The sequence below is a fragment of the Brevibacillus borstelensis genome, assembly GCF_037834415.1.
Taxonomy (GTDB): Bacteria; Bacillota; Bacilli; order Brevibacillales; family Brevibacillaceae; genus Brevibacillus; species Brevibacillus borstelensis_A.
The window spans coordinates 1-12,228 of record NZ_JAUMSJ010000062.1 but is presented as its reverse complement, the minus strand read 5'-3'; the positions used below and the strand labels follow the sequence as shown (position 1 = coordinate 12,228).

General features: G+C 53.1%; 9 protein-coding genes and 2 pseudogenes. 9 read left to right on the top strand and 2 right to left on the bottom strand.

What is annotated here, in order from left to right; genetic code table 11:
- The first annotated feature begins 174 nt into the window (after nucleotides 1–174).
- From Q3F21_RS26265 to lpdA, 8 genes and pseudogenes are all read left to right on the top strand, one after another.
- Entirely contained in the window at nucleotides 175–885 is a 711-nt protein-coding gene (locus Q3F21_RS26265) for a B3/B4 domain-containing protein (RefSeq protein WP_340259434.1), read from the top strand.
- Nucleotides 886–1,230: 345 nt separating this feature from the next.
- Nucleotides 1,231–1,692, top strand: a pseudogene (locus tag Q3F21_RS26260) (sigma-70 family RNA polymerase sigma factor); the annotation flags it as partial.
- Between the two features lie 618 nt (nucleotides 1,693–2,310).
- Complete coding sequence (locus tag Q3F21_RS26255; protein ID WP_340259436.1) at nucleotides 2,311–4,182, top strand: sigma-54-dependent Fis family transcriptional regulator; 1,872 nt, start codon at nucleotides 2,311–2,313, stop codon at nucleotides 4,180–4,182.
- Between the two features lie 22 nt (nucleotides 4,183–4,204).
- Nucleotides 4,205–5,023 (top strand): lipoate--protein ligase family protein, encoded by an 819-nt coding sequence (locus Q3F21_RS26250; protein ID WP_340259432.1) that lies wholly within the window; start codon nucleotides 4,205–4,207, stop codon nucleotides 5,021–5,023.
- 312 nt (nucleotides 5,024–5,335) lie between these two features.
- On the top strand, nucleotides 5,336–6,325 hold the full coding sequence (locus Q3F21_RS26245) for a thiamine pyrophosphate-dependent dehydrogenase E1 component subunit alpha (RefSeq protein WP_340259430.1): 990 nt from the start codon (nucleotides 5,336–5,338) through the stop codon (nucleotides 6,323–6,325).
- Nucleotides 6,326–6,343: 18 nt separating this feature from the next.
- Nucleotides 6,344–7,381, top strand: a complete 1,038-nt coding sequence (locus tag Q3F21_RS26240) for a pyruvate dehydrogenase complex E1 component subunit beta (RefSeq protein ID WP_340259428.1) — start codon at nucleotides 6,344–6,346, stop codon at nucleotides 7,379–7,381.
- 74 nt (nucleotides 7,382–7,455) lie between these two features.
- The gene (locus Q3F21_RS26235; RefSeq protein WP_340259426.1) at nucleotides 7,456–8,778 is read left to right on the top strand and encodes a dihydrolipoamide acetyltransferase family protein; all 1,323 of its coding nucleotides are present in this window, start codon (nucleotides 7,456–7,458) and stop codon (nucleotides 8,776–8,778) included.
- A 12-nt stretch (nucleotides 8,779–8,790) separates the two neighbouring features.
- Entirely contained in the window at nucleotides 8,791–10,170 is a 1,380-nt protein-coding gene (gene lpdA / locus Q3F21_RS26230) for a dihydrolipoyl dehydrogenase (protein ID WP_340259424.1), read from the top strand.
- Between the two features lie 183 nt (nucleotides 10,171–10,353).
- Here the strand turns inward: lpdA and Q3F21_RS26225 are convergent, their stop codons facing one another.
- Complete coding sequence (locus Q3F21_RS26225; protein ID WP_340259422.1) at nucleotides 10,354–11,259, bottom strand: NAD(P)/FAD-dependent oxidoreductase; 906 nt, start codon at nucleotides 11,257–11,259, stop codon at nucleotides 10,354–10,356.
- Nucleotides 11,260–11,345: 86 nt separating this feature from the next.
- A complete protein-coding gene (locus tag Q3F21_RS26220) occupies nucleotides 11,346–11,747 on the bottom strand; it encodes an Rrf2 family transcriptional regulator (protein WP_340259420.1) in 402 nt (133 codons plus the stop codon).
- Nucleotides 11,748–12,036: 289 nt separating this feature from the next.
- Between Q3F21_RS26220 and Q3F21_RS26215 the strand changes: the two are divergent.
- A pseudogene (locus Q3F21_RS26215) lies at nucleotides 12,037–12,228 on the top strand (hypothetical protein); the annotation flags it as partial.

Genomic DNA, 12,228 nt, shown 5'->3' with positions numbered 1-12,228 from the left:
GAGTGAGTTCAAAGTTGCTGAATCGGATAACCGGTTATTTTTATATTGCTCTAGGGGTATTCTCCGCCTTTGCGAGCCCCCCAAAAACATAAGAGTGTTAGAATGAAATTTATCGTGTTGTGACACAACAAAAAGCGGTTCTGCCAAGACAATAATGAAATGGAGAGAGATGTTATGCCTAGATTTGTCATTGAAGACGATTTTTGGTCGTTATTCCCTCATGCAAAAATAGGGGCCGTTATTTGCCAGGGGATTGATAATTCAATAAGGGACGTTGAAATCTACGAGAAGATGCTGCAGGAGGCAGAGAAAGAAGCACATAAATTCTTGAGTCTGGAGGAATTCAGCAGCAATCCGGTCATATTCGTTTGGCGGGAAGCTTTTCAGAAATTCAAGACAAAGAAAGGGGCAAGGTGTTCCATTGAAGCTTTATTAAAAAGAGTGAAAAACGGCAATCATATCGGAACAATAAACCCGCTTGTCGACATCTATAATTCCATTTCTTTGCGTTATGGGCTTCCGTGTGGGGGAGAGGATATCGACACTTTTGCAGGCGATATTCGGCTAACGCAGGCAAATGGCAACGAACCGTTTATCCCATTGGGAAGTGATGAAAATGCTTCGCCATATGAAGGTGAAATTGTTTATAAAGATGATGAAGGCGCCATATGCAGATGCTGGAATTGGCGTGAAGCCCAGAGGACGATACTAACAGAAAATACGAAAAATGCATTCCTCTGTATTGAATTAATAGATGAAACAAGAAACGATGAGTTTCATATGGCGCTGAAAGAATTGGCTGAGTTAGTGTCCCGTCATCTTGGCGGTATTGTGAAGATTGAAGTGTTGGATATAAATAATAGGGAAATTGCAATCTTTGGTTAAGGTCAAATTGCATGTAAAACGGATGCCCTGTGAGTCGATACGAGAGAGACCGGCCTTTCGAAATCTCTTTGCTCACTGTTGTTAATCCCATGCATTTTTCAGCTACTTTTACTGGCGGCTATCGTCGATCAAAGAACAACAGCGGCAATCCAGGACGAGAAAATAAAGTCCCAGACTGCCGCTATTTCTGTCAGTATTTCTGTTAAATTAATACATTTTTGGTTTCTTTACAATAAAATAGCTTTATCAGGTCACAAATGTTTAAACCACATGGAATGGGATTATTGATGGTCCTTCGCAGCCCTTGATAGAAGAAGGGAAATAAAGTCGCCTGTCAAAAGAAAAATCGAACGAAAAACGGCAAAGTCCGCAATACATAGTGAAAAGGCGGAGGAGGACATGGCGGACAGGGACGATGTCGTACAGGAGATTTATATCCAACTGTACAAGTCTCTTCCTCGCTTTGATCTGGAACGGCCTTTTCGCCCCTGGCTCATGGGCCTTGTCATGCGGCAGATTAGCGCCTACCGAACCAAGCGCTGGATGTCCTTTCAGCTGATAGCTCGTGAATGGAAGCAGGCTGCGGAGGTGGAGCATGATTTTGCTTCCGATCTTGTCGACAAACTGGATAACCGGCATCTGCTGCAGAAGATTGACGGTCTCCCGTTCAAGCTGAAACAAATCGTTGTTCTGCGCTACCTTCACGACTATTCCCAAGAAGAGGTGGCCCGCATTCTGGATATTCCGCTGGGTACGGTGAAATCCCGGCTTCATGCCGCCTTGAAACGCTTGCGCCGCAATCAGCAGCCAACTGCTTATGCCTGGGGAAAGGAGAACAGCCAACATGGACATAAGGATGACAGCGGCAAAAGCGTCATGATTCAGTTTGATGATCTGCGCGATGTCAGCAACCCGACGGTTTATTTCAGCGATCCTGCCACAGGAGCCGAAAAACTTGACCTGAACGGCAGAGAAGCGCTGTATGATACGGACAAAGACGCGTCTGGCAAGGAAGAACAGTCAATCCGTTTTGTAAATGCACAAAAAATCGAGATTTCGATCAGCACCGGCGATGCCGTTTCCAAGAGCGAGCTGGTTGACATCGCCAAGCAGCTGGAATAACACTTCCACGTATCCGAGCCACACCCCAACATAAAAATGGGGGCGGCTCTTTTTGCTGCAAGAGCCGGTCTTTCGGCCGGAAAGCTTTTTTCATAACGCCCTTTGCATTGCAGAACGCCAAATGATGGCCTAACGGCGTAGCCTGGCCTCGATGAAAGATGGAAAGTCCGAAAAGCCACATATGACAAGATAGTTTTCGGAATATTGAGAAACAAAACAAAAACGGGTAATCTATAGATATTCCCTTATCCATGAAAAGCAAAGGAGGGCGGCTCCTTGTATAACGAAACGCTTTCATCGAAAATGTGGAAACGTTTTGTACAAGAAGGTGTAATCGACTCTGCACGCCTCAACAAGCGAATCTCCGAATCGTGGCTTCGCTGCAAAAACAGATATGTGGACCCCTATCGGGGAACGGGACGGGAAATTTTGAAGGGCGAGTCATTCGACAGCCAGAAGCGGAAGCATCGGCAATTGCTTGAGATTACCTTGCCTCATGTGGAGAAGATGTCCAAATTTATTGAAGACACCGGGATGATCGCCATACTGATTGACGCTGAGGGCTATGTGCTCTCCATGAAAGGGAAGAAGCCCATTTTGCAATATGCCGAAGACATAAATTTTGTGGAGGGCGTTCGCTGGACCGAGGAAGAGGTGGGAACAAACGCGATCGGCACCGCGCTGCATGCCAGGGAACCGATCTTGATCAGCGGAACAGAGCACTACTCGGTGGCTTCCCATAAATGGAGCTGCTCGGCTGCGCCTATTCACGATGAGGAAGGCAGACTGGTCGGCGTCCTCGATATCTCCTGCCCGCTGGAACGGAGCCATCCCCATATGCTGGCCATCGTTTCTTCTATCGCTTATACCGTGGAGCAGGAATGGAGCAGAAGGTGCGAGCTGGACGAGTTGGAGCTCATTCGCTGTACGTGGGAGCTGGCGGAAGGGAATCAGCCGGTCGTGATTTTGAACCGGAGGCAGCAGGTCGTTTTCGTCAACAAAGTGGTCCGCCAAAAGATGGGGCAATGGCCGGGGAAATGCGACTACCAAAGCCTGCTGGGCGAGTATCGGTATGTGGAACGAAAGCGCACGCCTGTCTGCTCCGGGCAGCACGGCGGACTGATTGGGTACTGTGCGGTATTGCTGGAGTCAGAGGCAAGCACCCTGCGTTCTTCGCCGCTTCCGTTTTCTTCCGGCCAGGTTCGGTTTCCGGGCGAAACAGGAACAAGCAAAGCGTTCCGGCATGTTCTCGGGCAGATTGAGCGCATCTCCAAAAGCAGCGCCAATGTGTGTATCCGGGGGGAAAGCGGCACGGGGAAGGAGCTGGTCGCCCGAGCCATTCACCTGAACAGTCCGTATAAAGCGGGCCCCTTTGTTGCGGTGAATTGCGGAGCCATACCCAAAGACCTGATCGAAAGCGAACTGTTTGGATATGCGGAAGGTGCTTTTACCGGTTCGCGCCGCCACGGGTATAAAGGAAAACTGGAACAGGCAAACGGAGGAACCTTGTTCCTCGATGAGATCGGCGAGATTCCTCATCAGATGCAGGTTGCCCTGCTGCGCGTTTTGCAGGAAAGGAAGGTTACGCCGATCGGCAGCCATTCGGAAATACCGGTAAATATTCGCGTCATTGCCGCTACACATCGCGACCTTGCCCAGTTGGTGAAGGAAGGGAAATTTCGAGAGGACTTGTACTACCGCCTGCACGTGTTCCCGCTCTATTTGCCGCCGCTGCGCGAGCGGAAAGAAGACATCCCCTGTCTGATCCGCTTTTACTGCCGGCAGAACAAGGTGGAGCTTGCGACCATCCCTCAAGTCATTCAGCAGCTGATGGAATACGACTGGCCCGGGAACATCCGGGAGCTGTTCAATACATTGGAACGGCTTAGCATTATCGGTGAAGAGGAGCTGCCATACCTCCTGCATGAGCTGTTTCAGACTGGAGCGAGAGCTGCCGCGCCGCCTATCGTACCGGCTGATTCGCTGACCAGAGGGAAAACAGGTAGCGAAAGCAGGGGCGTCCGCCTTGACAAGCTGACGTACCGCGAGGAGCTTGAAAAGCAATCGATCATTCAGGCTTTGCAGAAGACGAATGGAAGCGCTTCCGCTGCGGCTGGTCTTTTGGGAATTCCACGGAGCACCTTTTACAGGAAATTGCAAAAGTACAACCTGTAGGGCAGCGCGGAAAGGAGGAGAAATGGACGAACTAGGCTTGCCTGCTCGGCTGGGCGTAATCGATGCCGCAGCCAACGTGATGACAGGGGACATCATGCTTCCTTTTGCTTTCGATGAAGTGTGCGGCAGGCAGGTGGGAGAAGGTCTGCTTATGCCAACCGTTCACATTTGGAGGCACAAAAGCGCATTTGTGCTTGGGACGAGGGACTGGAAGCTTCCCCAGGTCCGGGAGGCTGTCAAGTGGCTTCAGGGACAAGGTTATTCGGTGACGGTACGCAATTCCGGTGGAGCGGCAGTTCCGCTGGACCCCGGAGTCGTCAATCTGTCCCTGATTTTGCCCAATCGGCAAGGCGATCTGGATGTGCAGCGCCACTTTGTACTGATGGCAGAGCTCATCCGGCAAAGCCTGAAAAGCTGGCCTTGCCGGATCGATACCGGGGAAGTAAGCGGCTCGTACTGTCCAGGAGAATTTGACGTAAGCGTGAAGGGGAAAAAGTTTTGCGGAATTGCCCAAAGAAGGCAGACGAGGGCTGTCATCGTCCAGGCATTTGTGCTGGTCGAAGGAAGCGGCGAGGAGAGAGGAAGGCTGGTCAAAGCGTTTTATGATCTCGCCGCCGGGAGAGCGTCTTTGGCAGACTATCCCATTGTTGAACCGATGAGCATGTCGAGTCTGTCGGAACTGGCGGGGGACATGAGCGCAGACGCGTTTGTCGGGCAGCTCAAACAGCAGCTTTCCTCGCAGGCGTCACTGGTCGAATATGACGACTACTCGCGGTTCAAGCTAGACGGATTGCGGCAAACTGTTGACGATTACCGCAGGAGGTACCCTGTGCGAGGGTAATGGAAAAACAAAATCGCAGCCATCGGTGTTTTCCGCACGGGTGGCTGTTTTTTTGTCCATAAACGGCCCTGGGAAACGATCCTGAGACAAAATGAGACAGTTTGGGAATTCGTCTCATTTCGTATTGCCCGGTCACGGGACGATGCGCGGACAATGCCCGTTTTTCAACGAATCTGCGGTGTTTGCCGCGTTGGCACACGACTTGCTTCAGGTATAGGGCAAGGAAGGGGGAAGGCTGGCCGAAGCTGGGAATCGTGGTGCGAGATGTTGATTTACGGGTTGCAAGCTCAGGAAAGATGGGAGGAAGCTCGAATGAAGGTAACCGCGACAGAGGACAAGTTGTCACAGGAAAAGGCGAGATGGATGTATCAAAAAATGCTGGAGATTCGCAAGTTTGAAGATGCCGTGCATCTCCTGTTTGGCCAAGGGAAATTGCCCGGATTTGTTCATTTGTACGCTGGCGAGGAAGCCATTGCGGTGGGAGTCGGAGCCCATCTTGAAGTGCGGGACTCGATTACGAGCACACACCGCGGACACGGCCACTGCATCGCCAAGGGCTGCGATCTGGATGGAATGATGGCCGAGATTTACGGGAAGGCGACGGGGCTGTGCAAAGGGAAAGGCGGCTCCATGCACATCGCCGATCTGGATAAAGGGATGCTGGGAGCGAACGGCATCGTCGGCGGAGGCTTCCCTCTGGCGTGCGGAGCCGCTTTGACAGCCAAGCTGAAGCGGACCCAAAACGTAAGCGTCTGCTTTTTTGGCGACGGAGCCAACAACCAGGGGACATTCCATGAGGGGATCAACCTGGCGGCGATTTGGAAGCTGCCCGTGATTTTCGTAGCAGAAAACAATGGATACGGGGAGGCGACGCCATTTGCGTATGCCTCGAGCTGTACAAATATAGCCGATCGCGCAAGCGCTTACAACATTCCCGGTGTTATCGTAGACGGCAAAGATGTCCTGGAGGTCTATCGCGTCGCGGAAGAAGCGGTGAAGAGAGCCAGGAACGGAGAGGGGCCGACCCTGATCGAGTGCATTACTTATCGCAACTACGGCCATTTCGAGGGCGACGCCCAGAAGTATAAAAAGGAATCGGAAAAACAAGAGCACATCCAGGAGCGGGATGCGATCAAGCTGTTTCGGGATTATCTGACGCAAAGTCAGCTTCTTGCGGAAGATGAATTGGGGCAGATGGAGGAGGCGGTGGAACAGTCGATTCAGAACGCCATCCGTTTTGCCGAGCAGAGTCCATACCCGGAAGCTGGCGAGCTCTTGACCGATGTGTACGTCTCTTACTAATAGAAGGGAGGAGAAAGGATGGCAAGAAAGCTCAGTTTTTCCAAAGCGATCAATGAAGCGATGAAAATCGCGATGGAGCGGGACGAAAATGTCATTTTGCTGGGAGAGGACGTGGCAGGAGGGGCACAGGTCGATCATCTGCTGGATGATGAAGCATGGGGCGGCGTTCTTGGCGTGACCAAAGGCTTGGTGCAGGAATTTGGCCGGGACCGTGTGCTCGATACGCCGATCACGGAAGCCGGCTATGTGGGCGCGGCCATGGCAGCGGCCGCCACAGGCTTGCGGCCGATCGCGGAGCTGATGTTCAACGATTTTATCGGCAGCTGCCTGGACCAGGTGATGAACCAGGGGGCCAAATTCCGCTACATGTTCGGGGGCAAAGCCCAGGTGCCGATCACGATTCGCACGATGCACGGGGCCGGATTCCGCGCTGCGGCCCAGCACTCGCAAAGCTTGTACGCCATGTTTACCCACATCCCTGGCATCAAGGTGGTGGTGCCGTCGACGCCCTATGATGCGAAAGGCTTGCTCCTGACGGCCATCGCCGATAACGATCCAGTCGTTTTCTTTGAAGACAAAACCCTTTACAACATGACGGGAGAGGTACCGGAAGGACACTATACCATTCCGCTTGGAAAAGCGGACATCAAGCGAACCGGCTCTGATTTGACCATCGTCGCCATCGGCAAACAGGTGCACACAGCTCTGGAAGCGGCTGAGCTGCTTGCCAAAAAAGGCATCGAAATCGAGGTGGTAGACCCGCGCTGCCTGTCGCCGCTGGATGAAGAAACCATCCTCTCTTCCGTAGCCAAAACCAACCGGTTGATCGTCATCGATGAAGCGAACCCGCGCTGCGGCATTGCAGCCGACATCGCGGCGCTTGTCGCCGACAAAGGATTCGACACGCTCGACGCGCCGATCAAACGGATTACGGCTCCGCATACGCCTGTGCCGTTCTCGCCGCCTCTGGAAGACCTGTATTTGCCCTCTCCGAAAAAAGTGATCGAGGTGGTCTCCGAATTGATCGGCGACGCTTCCATCATGGCAGTTTCCTAAAAATCCCGGGCACTCCCCCACACACTATGGAGGAGTGCCTGCCAGCCCAATGAACGAAGGAGGGAATGGAATACATGGCAGCGGAAGTGATCATGCCCAAATTGGGAATGTCTATGGTGGAAGGAACGGTGATCGCCTGGAAAAAGAAAGTCGGTGACCAGATCGCGAAAGGCGAGGGAATTGTCGACATCAGCTCGGAAAAAATCGAGATGGAGCTGGAAGCGCCGGCGGATGGCATCTTGCTCGCGATCGCCGTCGCTGATGGCGAGGTTGTACCTTATGGAACCGTGCTCGGCTATATCGGACAATCGGGAGAGCAAATCGAACACGCTCCCCATGCGGAAGCAGAATCAACACAACGTCAGGAGGTGGCAGCAGCGGCAGTCGCGGCAGAAAAAACGCCACCGGTGCCAGCGAGGGTAGCGGCGGAAAACACCACACCGGCGCCAGCAGGGCGCAAAGGCGGCAATCTGAGAGTTTCGCCGGTCGCCAAAAAGATGGCGGAAGAAGCGGGATTGGATCTGGAGTCTATCATAGGTACAGGCCCGCAAGGCCGCATCACGAAAGAGGATGTGGAAAAGGCACTGGCGAGCGGAGCTGCTTCCCGTGCAGAAACTCTCCCTCCGCCGTCAGCCACTCTTCGGCCGTCGGCGCAGCCTGCCATGGAAACCGCAAAAACCGCTTCCATCCAGGAGGTGGTGGAGAATACAGCAGTGACCGGGATGCGAAAGGTAATCGCCACGCGGATGCTGGAAAGCCTGCGGCAGAGCGCCCAGCTAACGATGACCGCGAAGGCTGACCTGACCGAGCTGCTGGCGCTGCAAAAGCAACTGGCATCCGAACTGGAAAAACGTCAGGAAGGGAAGCTCTCCGTAACCGACTTTATCGCCCGGGCCGTTGTCCTTTCGCTGAAAAAGCATAAACGGATGAACAGCGCGTTTTTGACGGATCAGCAGGAGCCGAGAATCGAAACGTACGGACATGTCCATCTCGGAATCGCTGTCGCCCTGGAGAGGGGACTCGTGGTCCCCGTGATTCGCCACGCGGACCAACTTACGCTGCTGGAGCTTTCGAAAGCAATCAAGTCGCTTGGCGAGCGAGCCCGCAACAATCAGCTGAGCGGCGACGAGATGAAGGGATCTACTTTTACGATCAGCAATTTGGGAGCTTACGGGGTGGAGCATTTCACACCTGTGCTGAATCCTCCGGAGACCGGCATTCTCGGCGTCGGTGCAATCGAGGCGGTGCCCGTTTACCGGGGAGAAGAGCTGCATCGGCGCAGCCTGCTTCCGCTCAGCCTGACATTTGATCACCGCGTGCTGGATGGAGCGCCGGCGGCTCAATTTCTGGGTAGCGTCAAGGACTGCCTGGAGAATCCGCTGAGTCTGCTGTTGTAAGGAGGAGACCCCGTGGGAACTGTAGTCATTATCGGCGGTGGACCGGCAGGCTACGTCGCCGCCATAACAGCCGCACGCAAAGGACAGCAAGTGATTGTCATAGAGGACCGGCAATTGGGCGGAACATGTCTCAATGAAGGCTGCATCCCGACGAAGTCGCTGTTGGAAAGCGCGGAAACGTATGAAAAGGTAAAGCGCGCCGCAGTCTTCGGGATCGCCGTGCCAGCAAACGGAGTGTACGTCGACTGGCACGGAGTCCAGCAATATAAAAACAAAGTGATGAAAAAGCTTGTCCTCGGTGTAGGATATCTGATGAAGAAAAACAAAGTGCAAGTCATTCAGGGGAAGGCAGCCTTTTTGACGGATCGGGTCGTGAAAGTGGAAAAACCGGACGGAGTGGAAGAAATCGCCGCTGACCGTTTTCTCATTGCAACCGGTTCCGAGCCGATCGAGCTGCCGTTTGCTCCCTTTGACGGAAGCTGGATCATTCACAGCAGTCAGGCGATGTCGCTTTCCCGCATTCCCGCTACGCTGCTGATCGTGGGGGGAGGGGTGATTGGCTGTGAATTTGCCAGCATCTACAGCAGAATGGGAACAAAGGTCACGATGGTAGAGATGGCTGAACAACTGTTGCCGGGGGAGGACCGTGACATCGCGGAGGTGCTCAGGCGGCAGCTGGAAGCGGATGGGGCAACCATTTACACAGAGGCAGCCCTTAAAAGCGCAGATGCGGCGACGAAAACAGCTTCGGTGCAAATCAGAGACAGGGTGGAAGAAATAAGGGCGGAGCATGTATTGGTCGCGATTGGCAGAAAGCCCAGAGTAGAAGATCTGGGGTTGGACCGGATCGGCGTACAGTATTCCGTGAAAGGCATTCATGTCGACGAGAACATGCAGACAAGCGTCTCTCATATCTATGCCTGCGGAGATGTCATTGGCGGTATTCAGCTCGCCCATGCCGCTTTTCACGAGGGCGAAGTGGCGGCCCTCAATGCTAGCGGCGCAGAGAAGACAGCGTGCTATCACGCTGTCCCCCGCTGTATCTACACCTCGCCGGAGATAGCCAGTGTCGGGCTAACGGAAATGCAAGCCAGAGAGCGGTACGGGGATGTTCGCGTTGGCGAATTCGCTTTTGCGGCGAATGGAAAAGCGTTGATTCTGCATGAACAGGCGGGGAAAGTGAAAGTCATGGTCGAGCCGAAGTTCAATGAGATCGTTGGCATTTCGATTGTCGGCCCCCGGGCGACGGAAATGATCGGTCAGGGAACAATGATGCTGCATGGGGAAATGACAACAGATGCCATGGAAGGCTTTATCGCGGCCCATCCGACACTGTCGGAAACGCTGATGGAGGCCGTATTGAACGCAGCGGGGCAAGCCATACACGGCTGAGACGCGGATTGGGAGTGAATCATTCAAGTCTGTCGTGGTGATGAACGGAACGCATGGCCGAAGGTCCTTGAAAACAGCGGACGAAAAGGCGAACAAAAAAGCTGTCCGGGAATAGGAATTTCCCGGCAGCTTTTTTGCGCAGGTGCAGAAAAAGATGCGATCTTATATCTTAGTTTTGCCATCTCAGAAGGCAAATTCCTCTTCCATCAATTCCGTATTAATCGCGACAGCCGCCATACTCCCGGCTGCCGCAGCCACGATCAGCTGGGACGGCGTTCCGGAAGCGGCTTCCCCGGCAGCAAACAAGCCGGGTACCGTACTTTTTCCCGCCGCATCGGTCAGAATTCCTCCAGATTCCGTAGTCTCATAACCAAGCTCGTCGCGAAAAACAGCCTGCGGCAGCCATTGCGGCGTTACGAATCCACCCGTTCTGTCAATCCGCGAACCGTCTGCGAATTCCACCTGCCGAAGCTTCCCCTCGCTGCCGAGGAAAGCGGCTACCGTTTTTTCCGTCACGATGATATTCCGCGAAGCCAACACCTGCTTTTGCTCATCCGTCAAAACGCTGTAGCCATTTGTGCAGATAACGAGATCGCGGCTCCAATTGTAGAGCAGCTTGGCCATAAAGTAGACTTTCGGATTCTCCGACAGTATGATCAGCGGTTGGTCCCGCAGCTCCCAACCGTCGCAATAGGGGCAGTGAAACAGACTCTTTCCGTACATTTCCGCAAGCCCGGGGATAGCCGGAAAAACTTCCTTGAGACCGGCGGTGATCAGCAGCTTGCGGGATCGGAGCGTTTCGCCGCCCCCCGTGATGATCTGAAAGCCGTCTTGAAGCTTGCGGACATCCGTTACTTTGGCAGGACAGTACGTTACGGAAGGATACTGGAGCACCTCCTCGCGAGCAATGCTCCGAAATTCGGCCGGCGTTACGCCATCGCGGGTAAGAAACCCGTGAGAGGCTTGCGTCACGGCATTTCGCGGTTGATTGTTGTCGAACAGCGCCACGCTTCTTCTCGCCCTGCCGAGCACCAATGCTGCATTTAGTCCCGCCGGACCTCCACCAATAATTGTGCAATCGTACATCATGTTGATCCTCCTTCCGCAGTGCGGTATGATTATTGGAGATATTATAGATTCTAAAAATCCATAATTAAACCGAAAAAGAATCCGGATCATCCAATCCCCTTGAATTGTCCGGCCAGTTCGGATATTTTTTTGTTCCGCAAATACTGCTCCATCTTCTGTTCGGCTTCGATCACGACCTGTTGTATCAGACATTCGCTGCCGTGGTTCAGGCTGCATTCGAACAGGGAAGCGGTTCCTTCGATGGCATGGATAATGTCCAGAAACGAAATGTCTTCCTTGTTTCGTCTAAGCCGATACCCGCCATTTGCGCCTGAAACGGATTGGATAAGGCCCGCCTTGACCAGCTTCGTCAGCATCTTGGACAAATACGTTTGGGAGACGCCCAGTTTCTCGGCCAAAAGCTGGACCGGCACAGGCTTGTCCGGCGCCGCCGTCACCAGATAGAGCATGGCATGAAGCGCGTAGTCGGTCGCTTGAGAGTATTTCATGGCCCACCTCTATTCAAGACTTCATGAGTCCATAATAGCTTTATTTTGTTTTTGACGCAAGTATCTTTTCCTAGCCGTTTTTCCATCACAGATCATCAGGCAGAGTCGTTTGCCGGAAACGATGAGCAGCAGCGGCGGAAGCATCGTGATCGCTCTTCGAACATAGAAATGGAGTTGCTTTCTCCTTGCCAAAGCGCCTTTATCTGTAGAACATGGTAAGGACCAGGATTCTTTCGGGGGTATAGGATATTTTCATCCTCCCAATCGTGTTATAGGTGGAGGTGAGGAAATGGAAAAGGACGCTTTCGTCTGTTCGGATAAAGAATTGGCTGAAATCTATAAACGAAATGTTGATATGGTTTATAGACTCTGCTATATGTACTTAAAAAATACCGCTAAAACATTTTTAAGAGCAAACCTGTGGCAGATGGTAACAGTCTGCCAGCCTACGGAGCTATATGCTCTGCCGTGGGACGGGCTG

Coding starts and splice junctions, on each gene's coding strand:
- Q3F21_RS26250 (WP_340259432.1), top strand. CDS start 4,205: ATGGACGAACTAGGCTTGCCTGCTCGGCTGGGCGTAATCGATGCCGCA.
- Q3F21_RS26235 (WP_340259426.1), top strand. CDS start 7,456: ATGGCAGCGGAAGTGATCATGCCCAAATTGGGAATGTCTATGGTGGAA.
- Q3F21_RS26265 (WP_340259434.1), top strand. CDS start 175: ATGCCTAGATTTGTCATTGAAGACGATTTTTGGTCGTTATTCCCTCAT.
- Q3F21_RS26225 (WP_340259422.1), bottom strand. CDS start 11,259: ATGATGTACGATTGCACAATTATTGGTGGAGGTCCGGCGGGACTAAAT.
- Q3F21_RS26245 (WP_340259430.1), top strand. CDS start 5,336: ATGAAGGTAACCGCGACAGAGGACAAGTTGTCACAGGAAAAGGCGAGA.
- Q3F21_RS26220 (WP_340259420.1), bottom strand. CDS start 11,747: ATGAAATACTCTCAAGCGACCGACTACGCGCTTCATGCCATGCTCTAT.
- Q3F21_RS26240 (WP_340259428.1), top strand. CDS start 6,344: ATGGCAAGAAAGCTCAGTTTTTCCAAAGCGATCAATGAAGCGATGAAA.
- Q3F21_RS26255 (WP_340259436.1), top strand. CDS start 2,311: ATGTGGAAACGTTTTGTACAAGAAGGTGTAATCGACTCTGCACGCCTC.